At 59.4% G+C, this 22,119-nt stretch carries 18 protein-coding genes; 7 read left to right on the forward strand and 11 right to left on the reverse strand.

Annotation, left to right across the window (positions count from 1 at the left end; translation table 11 throughout):
- Positions 1-259 precede the first annotated feature (259 nt).
- Positions 260-559 carry a con-10 family general stress protein gene (locus ACZ89R_RS02530; RefSeq protein WP_429546821.1) on the forward strand — a complete coding sequence of 100 codons (300 nt, stop codon included), beginning with the start codon at positions 260-262 and terminating at the stop codon, positions 557-559.
- 70 nt (positions 560-629) lie between these two features.
- On the opposite strand, the gene ACZ89R_RS02535 is transcribed toward ACZ89R_RS02530, so the two are convergent.
- Complete coding sequence (locus ACZ89R_RS02535; RefSeq protein ID WP_429546820.1) at positions 630-1,556, reverse strand: LysR family transcriptional regulator; 927 nt, start codon at positions 1,554-1,556, stop codon at positions 630-632.
- Between the two features lie 144 nt (positions 1,557-1,700).
- On the opposite strand from ACZ89R_RS02535, the gene ACZ89R_RS02540 reads away from it, so the two are divergent.
- Together ACZ89R_RS02540 and ACZ89R_RS02545 are read left to right on the forward strand one after the other, a co-directional pair.
- Positions 1,701-2,105, forward strand: coding sequence for a RidA family protein (locus ACZ89R_RS02540; RefSeq protein WP_429546819.1), 405 nt, complete (start codon positions 1,701-1,703; stop codon positions 2,103-2,105).
- Positions 2,106-2,251: 146 nt separating this feature from the next.
- A complete protein-coding gene (locus tag ACZ89R_RS02545) occupies positions 2,252-2,593 on the forward strand; it encodes a hypothetical protein (RefSeq protein WP_429546818.1) in 342 nt (113 codons plus the stop codon).
- Between the two features lie 116 nt (positions 2,594-2,709).
- Here the strand turns inward: ACZ89R_RS02545 and phaC are convergent, their stop codons facing one another.
- From phaC to phbB, 3 genes are all read right to left on the reverse strand, one after another.
- Entirely contained in the window at positions 2,710-4,410 is a 1,701-nt protein-coding gene (phaC, locus tag ACZ89R_RS02550; protein ID WP_429546817.1) for a class I poly(R)-hydroxyalkanoic acid synthase, read from the reverse strand.
- Between the two features lie 87 nt (positions 4,411-4,497).
- Positions 4,498-5,676: an acetyl-CoA C-acetyltransferase gene (locus ACZ89R_RS02555; RefSeq protein ID WP_429546816.1), complete on the reverse strand. Its 1,179-nt coding sequence runs from the start codon at positions 5,674-5,676 to the stop codon at positions 4,498-4,500.
- Positions 5,677-5,733: 57 nt separating this feature from the next.
- Positions 5,734-6,480 (reverse strand): acetoacetyl-CoA reductase, encoded by a 747-nt coding sequence (gene phbB / locus ACZ89R_RS02560; RefSeq protein ID WP_192344645.1) that lies wholly within the window; start codon positions 6,478-6,480, stop codon positions 5,734-5,736.
- A gap of 257 nt (positions 6,481-6,737) precedes the next feature.
- Between phbB and ACZ89R_RS02565 the strand changes: the two genes are divergently transcribed.
- Positions 6,738-7,775, forward strand: a complete 1,038-nt coding sequence (locus ACZ89R_RS02565; RefSeq protein ID WP_427623917.1) for an AraC family transcriptional regulator — start codon at positions 6,738-6,740, stop codon at positions 7,773-7,775.
- A gap of 25 nt (positions 7,776-7,800) precedes the next feature.
- Here ACZ89R_RS02565 and ACZ89R_RS02570 read toward each other — a convergent pair whose 3' ends face one another.
- Positions 7,801-10,266: a DUF3141 domain-containing protein gene (locus tag ACZ89R_RS02570; protein ID WP_429546815.1), complete on the reverse strand. Its 2,466-nt coding sequence runs from the start codon at positions 10,264-10,266 to the stop codon at positions 7,801-7,803.
- Between the two features lie 255 nt (positions 10,267-10,521).
- Between ACZ89R_RS02570 and phaP the strand changes: the two genes are divergently transcribed.
- The gene (gene phaP / locus ACZ89R_RS02575) at positions 10,522-11,091 is read left to right on the forward strand and encodes a TIGR01841 family phasin (RefSeq protein ID WP_050682011.1); all 570 of its coding nucleotides are present in this window, start codon (positions 10,522-10,524) and stop codon (positions 11,089-11,091) included.
- Positions 11,092-11,126: 35 nt separating this feature from the next.
- On the opposite strand, the gene phaR is transcribed toward phaP, so the two are convergent.
- The 6 genes from phaR to ACZ89R_RS02605 form a co-directional block, all read right to left on the reverse strand.
- Positions 11,127-11,675: a polyhydroxyalkanoate synthesis repressor PhaR gene (phaR, locus tag ACZ89R_RS02580; protein ID WP_429546814.1), complete on the reverse strand. Its 549-nt coding sequence runs from the start codon at positions 11,673-11,675 to the stop codon at positions 11,127-11,129.
- Positions 11,676-11,822: 147 nt separating this feature from the next.
- Positions 11,823-13,091, reverse strand: coding sequence for an OprD family porin (locus ACZ89R_RS02585; protein ID WP_429546813.1), 1,269 nt, complete (start codon positions 13,089-13,091; stop codon positions 11,823-11,825).
- A 128-nt stretch (positions 13,092-13,219) separates the two neighbouring features.
- On the reverse strand, positions 13,220-14,992 hold the full coding sequence (locus ACZ89R_RS02590) for an acyl-CoA dehydrogenase C-terminal domain-containing protein (RefSeq protein ID WP_429546812.1): 1,773 nt from the start codon (positions 14,990-14,992) through the stop codon (positions 13,220-13,222).
- Positions 14,993-15,056: 64 nt separating this feature from the next.
- Positions 15,057-16,727, reverse strand: coding sequence for a cation acetate symporter (locus tag ACZ89R_RS02595; RefSeq protein WP_429546811.1), 1,671 nt, complete (start codon positions 16,725-16,727; stop codon positions 15,057-15,059).
- Positions 16,727-17,053: a DUF485 domain-containing protein gene (locus ACZ89R_RS02600; RefSeq protein ID WP_008146418.1), complete on the reverse strand. Its 327-nt coding sequence runs from the start codon at positions 17,051-17,053 to the stop codon at positions 16,727-16,729. The genes ACZ89R_RS02595 and ACZ89R_RS02600 overlap by 1 nt, the downstream gene beginning before the upstream one ends.
- Before the next feature lie 122 nt (positions 17,054-17,175).
- On the reverse strand, positions 17,176-18,798 hold the full coding sequence (locus ACZ89R_RS02605) for an acyl-CoA synthetase (RefSeq protein ID WP_192344637.1): 1,623 nt from the start codon (positions 18,796-18,798) through the stop codon (positions 17,176-17,178).
- A gap of 230 nt (positions 18,799-19,028) precedes the next feature.
- Here ACZ89R_RS02605 and ACZ89R_RS02610 point away from each other — a divergent pair, with 230 nt between their 5' ends.
- Entirely contained in the window at positions 19,029-21,305 is a 2,277-nt protein-coding gene (locus tag ACZ89R_RS02610; protein ID WP_429546810.1) for a PAS domain-containing sensor histidine kinase, read from the forward strand.
- A gap of 4 nt (positions 21,306-21,309) precedes the next feature.
- On the forward strand, positions 21,310-21,945 hold the full coding sequence (locus ACZ89R_RS02615; RefSeq protein WP_074876618.1) for a response regulator transcription factor: 636 nt from the start codon (positions 21,310-21,312) through the stop codon (positions 21,943-21,945).
- The last annotated feature ends 174 nt before the right edge of the window (positions 21,946-22,119 follow it).

Here is a 22,119-nt window from a genome sequence, read left to right on the forward strand (position 1 = left end):
GCTGACAGCTCAGCGTAACTGCTTGAATGATGCCAGACCTCAACGCGCTTTTCTTTCATCAATTTGTATAAGCGGACCCTACTTTTATACTCGTTTTACTCACCCCCATTAGTCGCCGCATCAGGAGTTTTCTGGAACTAATCGTCCCAATCCGCTTGTCGCAAGAACGACAGATCAGTTCAAACTTTCAATCGCAGCAAACCTCGGAATTAGACGAGCCGACGACGAAGGCTCGTGAATAACAATGAGGAGAACGGAAATGGCTAACACCGGAAACAAGAACCCAGGCAATTTTGCCAATCCCCCTGGAAAAGCCTCCGAAGCCGGTAGAAAAGGCGGGGAGTCGGGCGGCGGTATGATGAACGATCCGCAACGCACCTCCGATGCCGGCAAAAAAGGTGGACAGGCCTCAGGGGGCCGTCAATCCAGCGATACCAATCGTCCTGGCAGCGGACAGGGAGGAGGACGCCCAGGAAACTTTGTCGAAGACAGAGAGAAGGCATCTGACGCAGGCAAAAAAGGAGGAGGGCAAAATCCCGGAGGCGGGCGTAAACCCTGATGCCGAGTGAAATACACCAAGCCCCGCTTATGGCGGGGCTTGGTTTTATCCAGGTCAGATTCCTGTCGCGTCACGAATCATGCCGGTCCGTGATAGGCGCATGTTGTGCCATCAACTCAGCGACCCAATCAATGAATACGCGCAATTTGAAGCTGATATGCCGGTTCGGCGCAAAGGCCACGTAGATCGGCATCGGATCGAGGCGCCAATCCTCGAACAAACGGACCAACTCGCCGCGTGCTTCGTAGGTTTTGGACATGTAGTCTGGCAGCCAAAGAACTCCGAGGCCGGCCAGACCGGCGGCGATGTAGGCATTGCCATCGTCGACCGCCAGCACGTAGCGCCCCTTGATATGGACGCTCTCGCTGTTGCTGCGCATGGCATAAGGCACGGCTTTGCCTGTGCGTGCCCACAGGAAACCGACGACACGATGATGCGAATCTTCCAGCTCTTGCGGATGCGACGGCGTACCGAGGCGTTCCAGGTAGCTCGGTGCCGCATAAACTCCAAGCTGGAGCTCGCCTACTCGCCGGGCCATCAGAGACTGATCGGTTAGTTCGCCGCCGCGCACAACGCAATCTACATGCTCATCGATCATGTCCACGATGCGATCGCTGACACCCATGTCGATCTGGATGTCAGGATATCGAGCATGAAACGCAGGCAACGCCGGCACCAGAATCATGCTGGCCAACGGGCTGGGCACATCCACTCGCAGCCGGCCCCGGGGCAGGGCAGAGGCGCTGGACAGGCTAGTCTCGGCATCGTCCATGTCGGCCAACAAACGTACGACGCGCTCGTAATAGACGGCGCCGTCGGCCGTTACGTTGACCTTGCGCGTTGTGCGGTTGAGTAATTTGACGCGTAACCGGGCCTCCAACTGCTGCACCAGTTGCGTCACAGTCGTCTTGCTCATATGCAGTGTTTCGGCCGCCTTGGTGAAGCTGCCCGTTTCCACCACCCGAGCAAATGCCAGCATCGCATCGAAACGGTCCATTTCTGCCCCGGATATCTATTGGATTGTTTGGGTTTTACAAACAGTGATGGCTACAGTTGCTCGTTTATCGGGCAGGCACAAGTCCTTAAAGTCTCTTTCATCATTAATTGCGGGTCGGCTTTGATCCGTTGAAGGAGGCACTGTATGACCAAGCGTGATGTTGTTTTTCCGCCCGGGCGCCAAGCGCTTTATGAGCGCAATCGCTATTCGCCGGCTATCCGGTCCAATGGCTTTTTATTCGTTTCGGGGCAAGTCGGTAGTACCGAAGACGGCTCACCCGAGCCCGACCTGGAGACCCAGGTTCGGCTAGCGTTTAACAATCTGAACGCGATCCTGGGATCTGCCGGTTGCACCTTCGACGACGTGATTGACATAACGGTCTTCATCGTCGATCCGCAAGAGAAGTTCGAAACGATCTGGAAGGTTGTGCCGGAGTTCTGGGGTAACGCACCGCACCCGACGTTAACTGCTGTCGGGGTCACGTGGCTGTATGGCTTTGAGTTCGAGATCAAGGTGATCGCCAAGCTTCCTGAATCCATCAAGAGCTGACCCGCGATAGCGCCGCGCAACTATCGGTTCAAGTAATAGTGACAATCGAGAAACGCAAGTTCTGGTTTGTTGGGCAAAGGCGGAAAATCGCCCCCATCGAAGACGCTGCTCAATGAACCAGACTTTTTATCTTCAGGACTTCACCGATGCGCCCTTTATTTGTTCCTGTCATGGCTTTCGCCTCCTTGCTGCTGGCCGGTTGCGCCTCCGCGCCGAACGACCCGACGCAGACCTTCCAGACGAAAAAAACACCTGCCGAGTACGCCGACTGCGTGATACCGAAGTTGCAGGGCCGCGCACTGAACCCGACCGTCTCGCAAACCCAGCGCAGCTACCGGATCGTGGTGCCGAGCAAAGTCGCGGCAGACAACGTTCTCGAAGCCTACAAAGCCCCGAATGGCGGCAAGGTGTTTTTGTATGAGCGCCACTTGCTGGCATCGAACTTCATGCCTTCGAGTTTCGAACGTGCTGCGCAGGAATGCCTGTAACCGGTAACCGCTTTTAAAAATGCTCCTTTGGTTGGCCGCAACCAACCCATTTTTTGTCCCGTGCCTCATTCGGTCACGGGACTTTTTTTTGCCTATTTACCCGGACGGGGTTCATCTCATTGCATCACATAACGCCCCGGCGCCGACTCAAGTGCCGGGTATTTTGCGTTCCCCGTGCTCAGCACTGAAGGCTGGCGTTCCCCGGCGTGTTCGGCCAGCCAGACGAACCAGTCATTCCACCAGCTGCCCGGATGCTGCTGGGCATTCTTGAACCAGGTTTCAGGGTTTTTGGTGACGCGATTGTTGGTCCAGTAATGGCGTTTTTCCTTGGCCGGTGGGTTGATCACCCCCGCGATATGCCCTGAGGCGCCGAGCACGAAACGCTTGGTTCCAGACAGTAGCTCGGTGCTGGCGTAGGCGCTTTTCCATGGCACGATGTGGTCGTCATGGGTGGCGAGGATGTACGCCGGGGCATCGATGGCGCGCAGGTCCAGCTTGACCCCGCAGCAATCCAGCTCGCCGGATTTCAGATCGTTCTGCAGGTAAGTATGGCGCAGGTACCAGCAGTACATCGGCCCGGGCAGGTTGGTGCTGTCGTTGTTCCAGAACAGCAGGTCAAGGGGTATCGATTTTTGCCCCTTGAGGTATTTGTCGACGTTGTAGTTCCACCACAAGTCATTGGGGCGCAGCAACGAGAATGTATTGCCCATGTCCTCGCCCTTGAACAGGCCGATGGGGCCGTTGAGGCCGCCGATGGTGCGCTCGCGATAAGCCACCAATTGCTCGTCGACGAAGATGTCGATGGGGCCGGTATCGAGGTAGTCGAGGAAGGTGGTCAGCAGGCTCACGCTGGCGATCTCTTTGTCGCCACGGGCCGCCAATACGGCCAGCGCCGAGCTCAACAACGTGCCCCCAATGCAGAATCCCACGCAATTGGGCCGTTGCTCGCCGCTGATTTCACGGGTCAGCTGCAGGCCTTTGATAATCCCGGTTTCAATCAGGTCATCCCAGGTGGTGCCGGCATGTTCCTGGTCGAAGTTGCGCCACGACATCAGAAACACCGGGTGGCCTTGCTGCAACAGGTGGCGAACCATCGAATTGTCGGGGCGCAGGTCGAGGATGTAGTACTTGTTGATTGACGGCGGAACAATAAATACCGGGCGCCGGTACTGGGTTTCGCTTTGCGGATAGTACTGGATGAGCTGGAAGAGTTCGTTCTCGAAGACCACTTCGCCGGGGGTGTTTGCCAGGTCGACGCCCACTTTGAACGCGCCGGCGTCGCACTGGCGCATCTTGCCTTCCTGCAGGTCGCTGGCCAGGTGCATCAGGCCTGTGAGCAGGCTGCTTCCTTGGGTGTCAACGACCCGTTGCAGTGCATCGGGGTTACTGGCCAGAAAATTGCTCGGCGCGCCGGCGGCGATGGCTTGTTCCGCCAGATAGAGCAAGCGTTGACGCGGTTTCTTGCCGTCGATCGGCAGCTGATCGAGCAGTTTCAGCAGAAAGCCGGCATTGAGCAGATAGAACGCCGCGAGGGAACCGAACAGCGGTTGGCTCCAGTTGCCGCTGGCGAAACGCCGATCTTCGAAGCTGAAGGGCTGACCGGTCAACAGACGCTGGCCGAGTTCACACCATTGTTGCTGATAGTCTGATTGGAGGCTGTCCAAAGTTTCGCGTGGCAGCTCGAACCAGGCGTTGTAGTCCTGCCCGGTAAACCAGGGATTGGTGCTGACCCAAAGCCTTAATTGTTGCACTGCAAAGGACGCAATGAACGGAACCTGGCCCGACCAGAGTGTGTTTAAGGTATGCGCGTTGTCCATGGAACTCCTTGCCCACTTGAATAAACCGGACGGAAAAAAACGCGGCGCCGGACGTCGGCGCCGCGTCTGACAACTCAGCCTGTGTTTCTAACGCTCGATGACCAGGCTGACGCCCTGGCCGCCACCGATGCACAAGGTGGCCAGACCTTTTTTGCCATCGCGACGAATCAGTTCATGTACCAGCGACACCAGAATCCGCGCGCCTGATGCGCCGATCGGATGACCGAGGGCAATGGCGCCACCGTTGACATTGACCTTGTTCATGTCCCAGCCCAGTTCCTTGCCGACGGCCAGTGACTGCGCGGCGAACGCTTCGTTGGCTTCGACAAGGTCCAGGTCGTCCAGGCTCCAGCCGGCTTTGGTCAAGACCAGACGGGTAGCGGGCACCGGACCGATGCCCATGATCGACGGGTCCACCCCGGCGCTGGCATAGGCCTTGATGCGCGCAAGTACCGGCAAGCCCAGAGCGAGGGCCTTGGCGGCGCTGGCCAGCATCAACACGGCGGCGCCGTCATTGAGGGTCGACGAGTTGCCCGCGGTGACGCTGCCGTTTTTCTGGAACGCGGGTTTGAGGTTGCCCAGTGCCTGGAGCGTGCTGTCCGGACGCGGCTGTTCGTCGGTGTCGAAGACCAGCGGCTCGCCCTTGCGCTGGGGAATGAGGATCGGGGTGATTTCACCCTTGAAGTAACCCGCCTCGATGGCCGCGGCGGCTTTCTGTTGCGAGGTCGCGGCGAAGGCGTCCTGATCTTCGCGACTGATGCTGTATTGATTCGCCAGATTCTCGGCAGTGATGCCCATGTGGTAGTCGTTGAAGGCATCCCACAAACCATCCTGAATCACGCTGTCTTGCAGTTGCGCATGACCCAGGCGCAGACCGGTGCGCGCCTTGGGCAGAACATAGGGCGCCAGGCTCATGTTTTCCTGACCGCCGGCAATCACCAGTTCGGCGTCGCCGCAACGGATCGCCTGAACCGCAAGCTGGACCGCCTTGAGGCCTGAACCGCAGACTTTGTTCAGGGTCAGGGCAGGGGTGGTATGGGGCAGGCCGGCCTTGATCGCGGTCTGGCGTGCCGGGTTTTGCCCGGAGCCTGCCGTCAGCACCTGGCCGAGGATGACTTCATCAACCTGCGCAGCGTCGATCCCGGTCTGTTCGAGCAGGCGACGAATCACCGCCGCACCCAATTCGGTAGCTGGAATGGCGGACAGTGAACCTTGAAAACTGCCAATGGCGGTGCGAGTAGCGGCAACGATTACGACTTCGTTCATGCATGACCTCATTAGGATTCTGTCGAGCGGGAGCAGGGCATCCATGCCCTGACAGGCTTACTGCATGTTCATGCCGCCGTTGACCGAGAAGTCGGCACCAGTGCTGTAGGCCGATTCATCGGACGCCAGCCAGGCGACGATCGAGGCGATTTCTTCGGGCTGACCAAGGCGCCCCACCGGTGTGGCAGCGATCATGGTGTCGAGAATGTCCGGGCGGATGGCCGCGGTCATGCTGGTCTGGATGTAGCCGGGCGAAACGGTATTGACGGTCACGCCCTTGCCCGAGACTTCCCGGGCCAGAGCCATGGTGAAGCCATGGATACCGGCTTTGGCCGCGCTGTAATTGGTCTGGCCGAACTGGCCGCGCTGACCGTTGATCGATGAGATGTTGATGACCCGACCCCAACCCTTGGCCAACATGCCTTCAATCACCTGTTTGGTGGTGTTGAACAGGCCGCTGAGGTTGGTCCCGATCACCGCGTTCCAGTCTTCTGGAGTGAGTTTGCGAAAGGAGGCATCCCGAGTGATGCCGGCATTATTGACTAGCACATCGATCGGGCCGAATTGCTCTCGTGCCATCTCGAAGGCCTTGCGGGTCGATTCCCAATCGGTGATGTCGCCGAAGATGCATTCGAACTCATAACCCGCCGCCAGTTGGGTCGCTATCCATTCGTTCTTGCGGGCGGAATCCGAGCTGCAGCCGACGATGACCTTGAATCCTTCCTTGTACAGGCGTTGGCTTATCGCAGTGCCAATCCCACCCATACCACCCGTGACCAACGCAATACGACCAAGCGACTTCATACAATCCCTTCCTTTCTTTGTTTTGCGTTGCAAGATGGGGGGATTGTTCGGTATTGACCGGGCGTGCGGAAGTGTTGAGAGGTGACTGTCTGGTGTCCAACGGTGCCATGCCCCGGTCAATGACGGGTGGCGAAAAACGCCAGTTACCTATACTGGGATCAATATTGGCCACTGAAGAACCCGTTAGTCTTTGATTCATCGCAGATCAGTTATGGCTCCGGACAGGATGTTCGGTTCCACAGGTCATTGAGGACGCCATGTATAGAATGAGTTCAGGCTATGCCAGCGTGCTGGTAAATACGCTCTCGGCTCAAGGACTGGATGTTGCCAGTCTGTGTCGGGAGGCTGGACTAGACATGAAGCTTGCGAACAAACCAGGAGCGTTTTGCGAGCGAAGGGCGATTTATCGATTATGGGATCTGGCCGCTCAGGCCTCGGGCGATCCGGACATCGGCTTGAAGGCCTATGGAAGTTTCCACCCCGGTAGCTTTCAGATCGTCGGCTACACCATGATGTCCAGCCTGAATCTGAAAAAAGCCCTTGAGCGCCTGGTCCGTTTCAGTCCGTTGATTGGCACCGGATTCAGCCTTTTCTTTACATCGGAACTCCAGAGTTACCGACTTTCCGGCCTCGATCATCACCAAAAAGGTTCGGTCAAGCCTCGCCAGTACACCGATGCGGCGCTGGCTTCGTTGCTGGGCTTCTGCCGTAAGCTGGCGGGCGGTCACTCACCGCAACCCTTGAGTGTGGAGTTCACCTATCCCGAACCTGAAGACACCTCCGAGCATCGACGGTTGTTTGGCTGCGACCTGCGTTTCGACGCGGCTTACGACAGCATTTTGTTTGATGGGCAGGAGCTGCTGCGTCCGTTGAGCATGGCCAACGAAGCGCTGGCGGTGCTGCATGACAGTTTTGCCGAGGCGCAACTGGATCTGCTGTTTGGTTTTTGCATCGTCGGCAGGATTCGCGCGCTGATTACCGAGCGCTTGAGTCAGGGCCAGGGGCAATGCGATATGGAGTCGATCGCGGCGGCATTGAACGTCAGCAAGCGCACACTGCAACGCGCGCTGGAAAAGGAAGGGACGCAATTCAAGGACGTGCAGAACGCTGTGCGCCGGCAATTGGCCGACTTCTACCTGCGCCATTCTCACTTCAACATGAAGCATGTCGCGTATCTCCTTGGTTTTCATGATCACAGCAGCTTCAACAAAGCCTGTAGCCGCTGGTTTGGCATGACACCCGGTCAGTATCGGGCCGATGAATCGTTGGCAATCGAGGAAGCCGCGCCGGTCTGACACCGCCTCCCGTCAGCGTTCAGCGCTATTTCATCGGAGGTTTTTTTACGGCTTTCTTGCCCTTGGCAGGTTTGCGCACCGGACTCGCCACCTTGGCGATGGGGTGTGGGGTCACTGCGGGGATTTTCTGCTTGATCGGCTCAGGAATGAGCACCGGGATGGCTTGCTTGATCGGCTCTGGCGTTATCGCCGGCACTTTCACTTCGATGGCGTCGGCCGCACCAGGTGGTTGGGTCAGGCTGAAACCTGGCAGCGGAACGTCGAGTAGTGTGTGCAGCTCACTCCAGCATGGGTTGTTTGCGCCGCTGGTCAGCAGTTCCGGCAGCAAATTGGCGACGGCCGCCAGCACTTGTTGGCGCTCTTGGGCCTCAATCAGCATCAAGGGCAGGCTGTGCAGGCTTTCTTGCGGGTGGGTGGCGACCAGCAGTTTTTGCAGGCGCAGGGTTTCGCGCAGATCAAGCGGCTTGGCACTGTAGTCCTGGAGCAGCACCTGCAGTTGCAGGATCAATTTCTCGACGCTTTCCTTGCCCGGTTCGTCGCTGTCGCGGCCCAGCAGGAACAGGATCCGTATCAAGGCTTCCATCAGACCGCCAAGGGGCAGGGCATCCTGCAGGCGCGCGGTCAGAACCTGGTCGTGCTGCTTGGCGTGTTCCTGCAGATTTCGCCCGGGTGCATTGCCAGCGAGGCTATTGAGCACGCCATACACGCCGTAGAAACACATTTCGTGAGCCGCATCACGCAGGTCCCGATAGCCGTTCAAGGCGTCCTGCACCTGGTTGGAAAACAGTTCTTGCCAGAGCAGCAACGGATTGTTCTGGCTGGCGGGGTAACGATCCTTGCTCACTTGGGCGGCACTGCCAGCCAGCCACCACAGCGCCGGGTTCAAACTGCTCCAGGCCACTTGCTGCTGATGGAAAGGGTGCGCGCGGCGCAGCAGTTCGGCGCTCGGTTCGTTGATCAGCTGGCGCAACCATGGGCGTATGAATTCGTCGTACACGTTGTTGTTGATGGCGGATGCGCGCTGCACCAGTGCGAATTCGCGATCGTCATCACGGGGCGGCTTCACTTTGCCATGAATGTCGGCGATACGCCGGGGCTCGAAACGCACGGCATACGGCGTCGCCGAGTGCTCCGGCAGGTCTTCGATCAGCATTTCATAGAGCCCGGATGGCAGCGCATTGATCGCATCGACCGCACCCAGTAACTCACGGTGCTCACGCCGCGCCACGTCACCGGACACGAAGATGCCCAGGTGACCAATGCTCGCATGTCGCAGGTAAACGATGGTGCGTCCGGCATTTTGCAACGCGAGATCGCTGGGATAGACGTCGGTGATCCAGTCCAGCGCTTGCTGCGGGGAGGTGATGTTGTCGTCATAGGAACAGAACACCACCACCGGCACTTCGATCAATTTGAGGTCAAGCCCGCTGCTCTTGCGCCCCAGGCCACCGGACAGCTGATTACCGATGAACAGGTCGTCGACAATCATCTCGATTTCTTCGCTATTGAGCAGGGTCGGGCTGCCCCACCAGCGTTCGAAATCCAGAAAGCGTGCGGCCTCGCTGTCGACTTCACTGAACAGGTGGTAGTACTTGCCCCACCAGGTATTGGCCGGGTCCAGGTTTTCGAAATTGCTCACCAGCCAGGTGCCGTCGAAGCGGTCATTACCGAGGTCGCTTCCCAGGCGTGCCATCCAGCCACCGCCCAGCAAACCGCCGGTGTAGCGCATCGGATTGTGGCCATTGACGCCGGCCCAGTACGACAACGGCGCACCGTTGACGATGATCAGCCCCGGCAACTCTGGCCGAGTGGCCGCCAGGCCCATTAACGCCCAGCCCGCTTGGCAGTTACCAATGACGACAGGTTTGGCGCTGTCCGGATGCCGAGCGCTGACGACCTCGATGAACCGTGCCTGGGCGTCTGTGATATCGGCAAGGGTTTGCCCTGGGCGTGGCGAGTGACTGAAGGCGATGAAGTAGGTGGGATGGCCGGCTCTCAGGCTTTCACCGATAACCGAGTCCTGTTTGAAACCGCCGATCCCCGAGCCGTGACCGCCGCGGGGGTCAATGATGATCACGGGCTGTTTTTTGCTGTCGATCTGTTGCCCCGGGCCGCCGAGGATTTGCAACAACGAATAGTTGACCGCACGAGGCAGGTCTTCACCAGCGACCAGCGTTTCATGATTGAACTTGAGCAGCAGCGGATACCCGGCGCGTTCGTGGGCCAGGGTGTTGTCGCCGCGCTGACGCAAGGTGTCCCAGAACAGCACGCTGCGCTGGCCAAGGTCAGTGAAGTATTCCTGCCAGTCAGCCGGTGTCGGTTGTCTGAGTTGCCCAAGGCTTAATGGCGCGAAGGTTTTTGCCTGGCGCTTCTGCACGGCGTCGAGGACGTTGTGGGTATTGAGGCGTTGTAGATGAGTAAGGTGTTCGAACAAGCCGGCGGGGTCGCTACGCTCTTCATCTTGCAGCGCAATATTTACTTCCTGACCCATGGTGATCTCCTGCTGCTATGCATGGGAACCTGCGCATCTGAACCCTTTAATTAAAGAGGGCAAGGCGGGCCGTTCGATGAGCAGGAGTCTACAGCGAATAAGGAGGGCGTTAGCAACGTTTATTTTGCACCGCACAAAAATAGGCGTTGCCAAATAGTTTTGTGCACTGCAATATTAAGGCTAACGCGATGACTGGCCGGATCGCTATCGCGTCCTCAGGCTCATCAGGGCCTTCCAGTACCAGGAGATTCAAGCATGTCTTTTTTCAATTCGGAAAAACTGCAAACCGCTCAGAAAGCCAACCTCGACCTTTTGCAGCAAATCAGCGGCAAAGTGTTCGCCAGCGTTGAACAGCTCAGCCAGTTGCAGTTCAAGGCACTGCGCGACTCCACCGAAGAGCACTTCGAAGGTGTTCGCAAGCTGCTGGCCGTCCGTGATCCACAAGGCTTCGCCGAGCTGCAGGCTTCTTTCACCCAGCCGAGTGCGCAAACCGAACGCCTGGCCGAGTTCAATCGTCAGGTGCAAGCATTGATCGTGGGTACTCAGTCGGACATCGCCAAATTGACCTCGAGTCAGGTCGAAGCGGGCACCCAGCAGCTGCATGAGTTCGTTGAAACGATCAGCAAGAATGCACCGGCCGGCTCCGAGCCTGTTGTGGCCGCGTTCAAGTCGGGCCTGGCGAATGCCGGCACTGTGTTCGAAAGCGCACAGAAAGCCGTAAAACAGGCTGCCGATGTGGCTCAGAGTGGTTTCGATGCAGCGACTGCCGCGGGCACTAAAGCTGCCCCGGAAGCTAGCGCCAAGCCTAACAGCGGTAACAAGTAAGTCACGTCAGGCCAGCGGTACCAATGGCGATGGGTTTATTCCCCATCGCCATTTTTTTTCGTTCCGCCATCGGCACCGGGCTTGCCGCCGAACATGCCGAACAGGTTCTGGGTGTTCAGGTACAGCGCCTTGGACTGGTCGACATATTGCCTCATCAAATCCTGCATCACCGGCGCTTGCTGATGCATGAAGGCGCTCCAGGCCTCGGATGATTGCGCACCGGTCTGGGACTGGATGTCGATTACGGTCTGAATGCTCTTGTCCAGGTAACTGCCGAGTACGCCCTGATAAGGGCCGTAGAACTGGATAATCCCCATCAGCATCTCGCTGGTGAAGATCGGCTCACCGCCGCTTTCGGCTTCCAGAATCACTTGCAGCAAGATGCTGCGCGTCAGATCCTCGCCGCTCTTGGCATCGACCACCTGAAAAGCAATTTTGTCGACCACCAACTGGCGTATGTCCGCCAGCGTCAGATGACTGCTGGTGTGGGTGTCATACAGTCGGCGATTGGGGTACTTCTTGATCAGGCGTGGGGTGGTATCAGTCATGCGGGGCGTCTCGCGGCGGGCCTGGTTTGCAGGCATCTTAACCTACTCTGGCCCACTGCCGAGGATGATCGTTCCCACGCTCTGCGTGGGAATGCAGCCCGGGACGCTCCGCGTCCCAAGAGCGGACGCAGAGCGTCCATTGAGGCATTCCCACGCAGAGCGTGGGAACGATCATTGTGGTGCTTACCAGATCGGCAAGGTGTAGCTGACGATCAGGCGGTTTTCATCCAGGTCGCTGCCGAAGTGGGTCGAGCGCACCGTCGCGTTACGCCACTTCACCCCGACATTCTTCAACGGCCCGCTCTGCACGACATAACCAATGTCGGTATCACGTTCCCATTCCTTGCCTTCCGGGCGATTGCCGCCCAGATCGATATTGTCGCCGGTGAGGTAACGGGTCATGAAGGTCAGGCCCGGAATGCCAATGGCCGCAAAGTTGTAGTCGTAGCGCGCCTGCCAGGACTTTTCATCCTTGCTGGCGAAGTCGCCGATCTGCACGAAGTTCACCAGGAATGCATCGGTGCCGTTGACGTAGGCGTAGCCGGTGTCGCCGCTCATGCCTTGGTAACCCAGGCCCAACCCATGCCCGCCGAGGTTGTAGGTGAACATCGCGCCAATCGCATTGTTATCGACATTGCTGCCGCCATCATCCGTTGAACGGGCAAAGCGCAGATCCGTCTTCAGCGACTGCCCCGTCGTCACGGGCAACACGTAGGTCAAGTTGACCAGGTGCTGGCTGTAGAAATTGTCGAGGTGACCGTAGCTGTAGCCGGTGGTGAGGTTGCTGGTCCATTTGTAGTTCAGGCTGGCGAAATCGAAGCTGTCGCTATCGAGATGACGTGTGGTGATGCCCTTGGCGCCGGTGCGGGTGATGCCCATGTCCTCGTAGTCCGAGGAGTCGCGCTGATTGACTTGCGTCAGTCGCCCGGCATCAACCGTCAGGCCTTCGAGTTCCAGCGAGGTCAACTGACCGCCCTTGAAGGTCTGTGGCAACAGCCGTGAATCGTTGGCCAGTACCGTCGGCAGTTTCGGCAACAGCGTGCCGAGTTTCAGCGTGCTTTTCGAGGCACGCACTTTGGCGGTCAGACCCAGTTCGCCGTACTCGTCCTGTGCACCTTTGCTCGTGTCGCGGTGACGTTTGAGCAGGCCGGAGCCTGCGCGATCAGGGCTGGAATCGAGCTTGACGCCGACCAGACCGATGGCATCGAAGCCGACACCGATCAAACCGTCGGTGAATCCCGATTCATAGCGCAGCAGGAAACCTTGCGCCCATTCCTCTTGTTTGGATTGGGCGGCGTTGTCCTGGCGATAGTCACGGTTGAAATAGAAGTTACGCAGCTCCAGGCTGGCCTTGCTGTCTTTGACAAAGTCAGCAGCGGCGGGGGCCGAGAGGCTGATGACGCCGCCGGCCAGCAATAATCGGGTAGCGAGGATGCGGGTGTTGCGGTCCATGGTGAAGCCCCTTTGTTTTTATTATGGAAAGACAGGTCCCGCGGCCCTCGCCAGGTGGGCGAGGACTTATCAATAAAAAACGCGAACGCCAAAAAGAGAGGAGCGTGGCGCCGCGTGCGGTTCAATCGTTAGAACTGTTCGGCGCTCAGGCCAAACAACGAGGCACTGCCCGCGCGGATGGATTGCTCCAGGCTCAAAATGCGCGGCAGCAAGCGGTGAATATAGAAGTCGGCGGTGGCGATTTTCGCGCCATAAAACCCTGCATCTTCGGGCAGCTTTTGCTTGGCAACCTGTGCCATGCGCGCCCAGAGCCAGGCGTAGGCGACGTAACCGAACAGGTGCAAATACTCCACCGAAGCAGCGCCGACTTCGTTGCGATTGGTCGCGGCCTGGTCCTGCAGCCAGTCGCTCAGGTCTTCCAGACGCTGCACGGCATCGAACAGTTGAGCGGAGTAGGGCGCGTCGGGCTGATGGGCGAAATGACGGATCTCACCGGTGAACTGGCGCAGCGCGGAGCCCTTATCGGCGAGCACTTTGCGTCCAAGCAAGTCCAGGGCCTGAATGCCGTTGGTGCCTTCGTAGATCTGCGCGATGCGCACGTCACGGACCAATTGTTCCTGGCCCCATTCGCGGATGTAGCCATGGCCGCCGAACACTTGCTGGCCGTTGATGCAGCTTTCCAGGCCGGTGTCGGTGAAGAACGCCTTGGCCACCGGCGTCAGCAGCGCAACCAGGGTTTGCGCGTTGTCCCGTTCCTGGACGTCATCGGAAAACTTCGCCAGATCGAGTTGCTGGCCGACATAACTGGCGAACGCGCGGCCGCCTTCGGTCATGGCTTTCATGCTCAGCAGCATACGGCGCACATCGGGGTGGACGATGATCGGGTCAGCCACTTTGTCCGGAGCAATGGCACCGGTCGGCGCGCGGCTCTGAACCCGTTCACGTGCATAGGCGACGGCGCTCTGATAGGACGCTTCGGCGCAGCCAATGCCCTGAATGCCGATGGACAAGCGCTCGTAGTTCATCATGGTGAACATCGCCGCCAGGCCTTTGTTGGCTTCGCCGACCAGCCAGCCGCTGGCGCCGTCGAAGTTCATCACGCAGGTGGCCGAGGCCTTGATGCCCATCTTGTGTTCGATCGAGCCGCAACTCACGGCATTGGCATCGCCGAGGGAGCCGTCTGCATTGACCAGCACTTTGGGCACGACGAACAGTGAGATGCCTTTCGGCCCCGCCGGTGCGTCCGGCAGTTTGGCCAGCACCAGATGGACAATGTTTTCGGTCAGGTCCTGATCGCCACCGGTGATGAAGATCTTGCTGCCGGTGATGCTGAAGCTGCCGTCGGCCTGTGGTTCGGCGCGGGTGCGGATAATCCCCAGGTCGGTGCCGGCGTGGGCTTCGGTCAGGCACATGGAGCCGGCCCAGCGACCTTCGTACATCGGCGGCAGGTAGAGGTTTTTCAGGGTGTCACTGGCATGGGCATCCAGCGCCAGGCAGGCACCGGAACTCAACGCCGAATACAGGGCGAAGCTGGAGTTGGCACCGTAGAGCATTTCTTCGAACTGCACGGCGAGCATCTTCGGCATGCCCATGCCGCCAAAATCGGCGTTGCCGGACAGGCCCACCCAGCCGCCTTCGATGTAGGTGGCATAAGCCTGTTTGAAACCGATCGGCGTGCTGACCTGGCCGTCGGCCCACTGGGCGCCTTCCTCGTCGCCACTGCGATTCAACGGCGCAATCAGGTGCGAGGTAACTTTGGCCGCCTCCTCAAGAATGGCGTCGGCGGTGGCGGAGTCGACACTGTCGGCCAGGGCCGGCAGACGTGCCCACAAGGCCGGGGCATCGAACACTTCATGCAGCACAAAGCGCATGTCGCGCAGCGGGGCGTTGAATTCGGGCATAACGTGAACCTCAAAAGGGTGTGCGATGGGCACGGCGCCGCTGGAGCAGGCCGTGCCCTTTCAATCAATGAGCGCAAGCGCTGGCGGCACCGAGGCCGGTCTGGGCGCGAACGAACTGGTCGGCGTAAGCGTCACGCTCCTTGTCGGCCCGCACGCTGCGATCGAGTTTCGACACCACGACGATCACAAGGAACGCCAGTGGCATGGAGAACAGTGCCGGGTGGTCGTACGGGAAGATCGCCTGTGCATGGCCGAGCACGGTGACCCAGACGGCAGGCGAGAGGATCACCAGGACCAGCGCGCAGATCAGCCCGGCGAAACCGCCGATGATTGCGCCTTTGGTGGTCAAGCCTTTCCAGTACATGGCCATGATCAGCACCGGGAAGTTGGTCGACGCAGCGATGCCGAAGGTCAGGCCCACCAGGAACGCGACGTTCATCTTCTCGAACAGAATGCCCAGCAGAATCGCGATGATGCCAAGGCCCACGGTGGCCATGCGGGTCACGCGCATTTCCTGTTTCTCGCTGGCTTTGCCCTTCTTGAACACCGTGGCGTAGAGGTCATGGGAAATCGCCGAAGCACCGGCCAGGGCCAGCCCGGAGACCACCGCAAGGATGGTGGCGAAGGCCACGGCCGAGAGAAAACCGAAGAACAGATTGCCACCGACCGCTTTGGCCAAGTGCATGGCGACCATGTTGCCGCCACCAATCAAGGTGCCGCCGACTTCGCCATTGACGTAGTACTGCGGGTCGGTGCCGATGATCACCATCGCGGCGAAGCCCAGGGTGCATACCACCAGGAAGAAGAAGCCAATGAAACCGGTGGCGTAGAACACCGATTTGCGTGCTTCCTTGGCGTTAGGCACGGTGAAGAAACGCATCAGAATGTGCGGCAGGCCGGCAATCCCGAACACCAGGCCCAGCGACATCGAAGCGGTGTTGATCGGGTCGGCGAGCATCGAGCCGGGGCCCATGATGTTCCAGCCACTGGCATGGGCTTCGACGGCTTTGCTGGCCAGGGTTTCGTAGCTGAAGCCGAATTGCGACATGGCCATCAACGCCAGGGTCGTGCCGCCAGCCAGCAGCAACACGGCCTTGATGATCTGCACCCAGGTGGTGGCGATCATGCCGCCGAAAATCACATACACCAGCATCAGCGCGCCGACGATCACCACGGCTACCGGGTAGTCGAGGCCAAACAGCAACTTGATCAACTGACCCGCACCGACCATTTGCACGATCAGGTAGCAACACACCACCGTCAGTGAACCGAAGGCGGCGAAGATCCGCACTTTGTTCTGGTCCAGGCGATAGGACACGATGTCGGCAAAGGTGTAGCGCCCCAGGTTGCGCAGGCGCTCAGCCATCAGGAAGGTGATGATCGGCCAGCCGACGAAGAAACCGATGGTATAGATGAAGCCGTCGTAGCCCTTTGCGAACACCAGGCTGGACAGCCCCAGTAGCGTGGCGGCGGACATGTAGTCGCCGGCAATCGCCAGACCGTTCTGGAACCCGGTGATGCCACCGCCTGCGGTGTAGAAGTCCGACGTGGATTTGGTTTGCCGCGCGGCCCACCAGGTGATGGCCAGCGTGCCCAGCACGAAGACGAAGAACATGCCGATCGCATGCAGGTTGAGCGGTTGTTTTTCCACCGCACCCAGCGCGGGTGCAGCCAGCACGACGGAGGCCGGCAACAGCCCGGCAGCGGCAAGGAGAAGTTTACGTAGCAGGTTCATTACTTGCTCTCCTCGAGAATGGCCGCGCCCAGTGCGTCGAAGCGGGTGTTGGCGCTGTAGACGTACCAACCGGTAAGTAGCCAGGAAAAAATGATGATCGCCGCGCCAACCGGCATGCCCAGGGTCAACATCCGATGCTCGGCGAGCGGTGCATGCAGCCACTGCGGGGCAAACGCCACCACCAGCATGAACGCGTAGTAAGTGCCCAGCACGGCAGCACTCAGCGACCAGGCCAGGCGCGAACGGCTGCTCACCAACTGAAGGAATTTCGGGTTGGACCGAATGCGTTCACAGCGTTGGGTATCGGTTGAATGAATGTCGATCATGGGTGGCTCCACATTGTTTTTGTTATCAGTGTGTAGGTCAGGGGCAGGGCCAAATTCAGCCTGCACGAGCCCGAAGCGGCAGGTAAAACACCTGCCGCCTGGTGGGTACGACGTCGATTCGGTTAGAGCGCTTTGGCCCTGTCGCGCAGAACGTACTTCTGGATCTTGCCGGTTGAAGTCTTCGGCAGCAGGGTGAAAATCACCGTGCGCGGGACTTTGAAACCGGCCAGGTGTTCGCGGCAGAAACTGATGATGTCAGCCTCGCGAACGTCCTGGTGATCAGCCTTCAATGTGATAAAGGCACAGGGCGTTTCGCCCCATTTCTCATCGGGACGGGCGACGACGGCCGCTTCCATGACGGCTGGATGGCGATACAGCACACCTTCCAGTTCGATGGTGGAAATGTTCTCGCCGCCGGAAATGATGATGTCCTTGAGTCGATCCTTGATCTCGACATAACCATTCGGATGACACACCGCCAAGTCGCCGGTGTGGAACCAGCCGCCGTCGAACGCTTCGGCTGTAGCGGTCGGGTTCTTCAGGTAGCCCTTCATCACGGTGTTGCCACGCATGAAGATCTCACCGATGGTCTGACCGTCTCGCGGGGTCGGCTCCAGCGTCTTCGAATCGCCAACCATCACGCCTTCGAGCGTCGGGTAGCGCACGCCCTGACGGGATTTGATTTGCGCCCGTTCGTCCAGCGGCAACTCATCCCATTCGGCATGCCAGGCGCAGAGTGTCACCGGACCATAGGTTTCGGTCAGGCCATAGACGTGGGTGACCTTGATGCCCATTTGTTCCACGGCACCGATCACTTTGGCCGGTGGCGCGGCACCGGCGACCATCGCGTTGACCGGGTGATCGATCGCCGCTTTAGCTGATTCCGGCATGTTGACCAAGGCATTGAGCACGATCGGCGCAGCGCACAGATGGGTGACCTGATGCTCGCGGATCAGCGTGAGGATTTTCTGTGGATCGACGCGGCGCAGAAACACATGCACACCGGCCATGGCGGTGATGATCCACGGGTAGCACCAACCGTTGCAATGGAACATCGGCAAGGTCCAGAGGTACACCGGATGGTTACCCATGGCCCAGGTCATCTGGTTGCCCAATGAGTTCAGGTAAGCACCGCGATGGTGGTAAACCACGCCTTTGGGGTTGCCGGTGGTGCCGGAAGTGTAATTCAGCGAGATGGCTTGCCATTCATCATCGGGCCACTGCCAGGCGAAAGCAGGGTCGCCTTCGGCCAACAGCGCTTCATAGTCCAGCTCGCTGACAGCCTGGCCTTCGCCGTATTCCAGATCATTAACGTCGATGACCAATGGCGGGTGGTCCAGCATGCCGATCGCCGCGTGAATCACATCATGGAACTCACGGTCGGTAATCAGCACCTTGGCTTCGCCATGCTGCAGCATGAAGGCAATGGCTTCGGCATCCAGACGCACATTGAGCGGGTTGAGCACCGCGCCGATCATCGGCACGCCGAAATGCACTTCGAGCATCTCGGGAATGTTGGGCAACATCACCGCCACCGTGTCGTTCTTGCCGATGCCGCGACCGGCCAGCGCCGAGGCGAGACGGCGGCAGCGGGTGTAGGTCTGCGCCCAGGTGCGGCGGATCGAGCCATGGATGACGGCGGGATAGTGTGGGTAAACGCTGGCGGTGCGCTCGATGAAGCTGAGCGGAGACAAGGCAATATGGTTGACAGCCGCAGGGCCTAGCCCTTGTTCATAGATCGACATGTACGGGTACTCGGTGGCTGATTGTTAGCTCTATAGGTGACCTTGCAGCGTAGCCGCTGAAGTCGCCTTTTATGTCCGGCCTGCTTTATATAACATTCAGCTAGCGATATGGAAGTACAACCTACGTCATATAGTATATGTACTATATTTGATTCTTGCGGATCTAAATGAATACAGTGACATCGCCAAGGCCGGTATATCCTTGGCTTCCCCAACGAAGCGGACCTGTGATGACCCTGACTCCCGTTCGATTGCACAGCTGGTTGCGCCTGCAGCGCGAGGGTGTGTCTCTGGCCGCCCGGGCCGATGCGTTGTGCCGTGCGCTGCAGGATTGCCCCGAGGTGCGCCGGGCGGTTTATCTGAGTTGGCAAGCCAATGCGCGGATTTACAGCCACGAGGGCGCCGCCCAGCATTTTCCACCGGGGCTGGGCGACCCTTCGCTGGCCAGCGATCAGCGGCTGTTTGATCGGCTGGCCGAAGCGGGGCGGCTGGATCTGGCTCAAGTACGTCAAATCGATTGTTGGCTGGCCGGCCGACTGCGTCGTGCGGCTATCAGCCATGGCCAGGTGTTTGATCTGGCGTTGCAACCGGGGCAGGCGGGTTTGTTGCTGGTGGAAGTGTGTGAGGGCGTGAGCCTCGATTGGCTGGGTTGGGTGCAGGACTTGCTGACGACCTTGCTGAGCAGCGTCAACGGCATGCTGCGCGGCTCGCCGCTGTTGGGTCACGATCCACAGCCGAGTCTGTTGCTCGATGCCCAGGGCCGACCGCTGGAGTTCAATGCCGCGCTGTTGGCACTGCTCGCTGAAAAGCCGCTGACCGATGTGCTGGGTTTTCTGCCGGTCAATCACCGGGTGCTGGTACGCGCCTGCCTGGACCAGCAACGCGCCATCGAAGGGGTCGAAGCCCAGTTCGAAGCGCAGATCCTGATCTGGACGTTTATCCCCGATCCCCAGGACAACCGTGTGCTCGCCCGGTGTCGCGATGCCACGGCACAAGTGCTGGCCGAGCGTGAAGCGGCCACGGCACGGCGGCTGTACCGGCTGATCATTGAAAACACCACCGACCTGATTTCCAGGCATACACCCGACGGGCGCTTTCTCGACGCCTCGCCGGCGTCCTGGACATTACTCGGCTACTGGCCGGAGGAGTTGCGCGGGCAAATGGCCCAAGGCTTGTTCCATGGTCAGGACCTGGCCAGCCTGGTGCAGCGCGCGCGGGATGCCCTGGAGCAGGACGGTTATCACACGATGACCTATCGGATTCGCCATCGGGATGGGCATTACCTGTGGTTTGAAACCGCCAGCCGGGCGATTCGTGAGACCTATACCGGGGCGGTGGTGGAAGTGGTCAGCGTGTCCCGGGACATTACCGCCCGGGTGCACGCCGAGGAGAACAAGCGGCGCCTGGCGGAAGTCGTCGAGGCCAACACCGATCCTGTGTTGTTCATCGACCCCGAGGGGCAAGTCACTTACCTCAATCCAGCGGCGCGGCGCATCCTCGGGATCGACGAGCAACAACCGATGCCGGCCCTGGCGGAACTGTTCGCCAGCAGCGACCTGGCACGTCTGCAGCGAGATGGCTGGAGCAGCGCCGAACGCGACGGTGTCTGGAGCACCGACGCGCGATTGCAGCCACCGGGGGGCGGCACTTCGGTGCCGGTGTCGCTGGTGCTGCTGGCGCACCGATCGGCCGGTGGCGAGCGCTATTACTCGTTGGTGGCGCGGGACATGACCGAGCGTGAACTACGTGAAGTGCAACAGCGCCGCCATCAGGACGAACTGGCGCACACCGCGCGGTTGGTCACCCTGGGTGAATTGGCCTCGGGCATCGCTCACGAAATCAACCAGCCATTGGCGGCGGTGGTCAATTACGCCAATGCCAGCCAGCGCTATTTACAGACGCTGGATTCCAATCCCCAGGCTGCCGCCCGAGTGGCGCAAGGCCTGGAGCGCATTACCCATCACGCCACGCATGCTTCAGAAGTGATCAGACGTTTGCGGGCGTTTCTGCGCAAGGGGCAACGCCGGATGCAGGCCTTGAATTTCACCGACGTCGCCCGCGAGGCCGTGCGTTTATGTGCCTGGGAGGCGAGCAATTGCCAAGTGACAATCGAGGATCGCCTACCGGATAATCTGCCGCCGATTTATGCCGACCGAGTGCTGCTGGAGCAGGTCCTGCTCAATCTCCTGCGAAATGCCATCGATGCCAACCGCGAACAACATCCGGGGCAACCCTCGCTGATCGTGATGGCTGCGGGGCAGGGCGCTGGTGCAACCGTGGAAATCAGTGTGCAAGACCAGGGGCCAGGCGTCAGCGAGCCTGAACTGGAGCAGATATTTACCCCGTTCTATACCAGCAAGGCCGATGGCCTGGGGCTCGGCTTGTCCATGAGCCGCAGCATCATCGAAGGTTTTGGTGGCGAGTTACAGGCCCGACGCCAACCTGTCGGGTTGCTGATGTGCTGCCGTTTGCCGCTGGCCGGCCCAACAAAACAACAACAGGAATAACGTAATGGCAGGTGTGACGGAGCACGTGGTGTATGTGGTCGACGATGACCAAGGCATGCTCGATTCAACCGTCTGGTTGTTGGAGTCGGTAGGGCTCAAAGCCTTGCCGTTTACCAGTGGCGTGGCGTTTCTCAATGCCTGTGATGCCAGTCTTGATGCCTGCGTGCTGCTCGATGTTCGTATGCCCGGCATGGGCGGTTTGAACGTGCAGGAAGAAATGCGCGCACGTGAGCTGAACCTGCCGATCATTTTCGTCAGCGGGCACGCAGATGTGCCGATCGTGGTTCGCGCCTTCAAGGCGGGCGCCCATGACTTCATCGAGAAGCCCTACAACGAACAATTGCTGCTGGACAGCGTGCAACAGGCGCTCAGCAACTGCGCGGCAAACCGCTCGGGCAATCAGGGGCACGAAGCCTTGCAGGCGCGCTTGCTGACACTGACCCCACGGGAGCGCGATGTCTTGCTGCCGCTGGTCCAGGGTTACACCACCCGCGAGATCGCCGAGCAACTGGGCGTCAGTGCGAAAACCGTCGATCTGTATCGTTCGCGGGTGATGAAACGCATGCAGGCCAATACCTTGCCGGACCTGGTGGGCATGGCCATCGCCGCTGAACTGGTCGATCCGCTGAAGCTGCGGTGATTGCTGGCGTTCCTAATGATTGTCCATGGGGGGAGGATCAGCCGCAGGACAGACCGGACGTCCCGCCAACCTCATGACTGCCTTTGCTTGCGCTAGCATGAAAGATGTTCAGGCCACTCGCCATTGAGACTGGTCATGGGGTGTGTCGAGTGTGCGTGACGGGCGCTGTCAATT

The sequence above is a fragment of the Pseudomonas sp. TE3728 genome, from assembly GCF_056279145.1.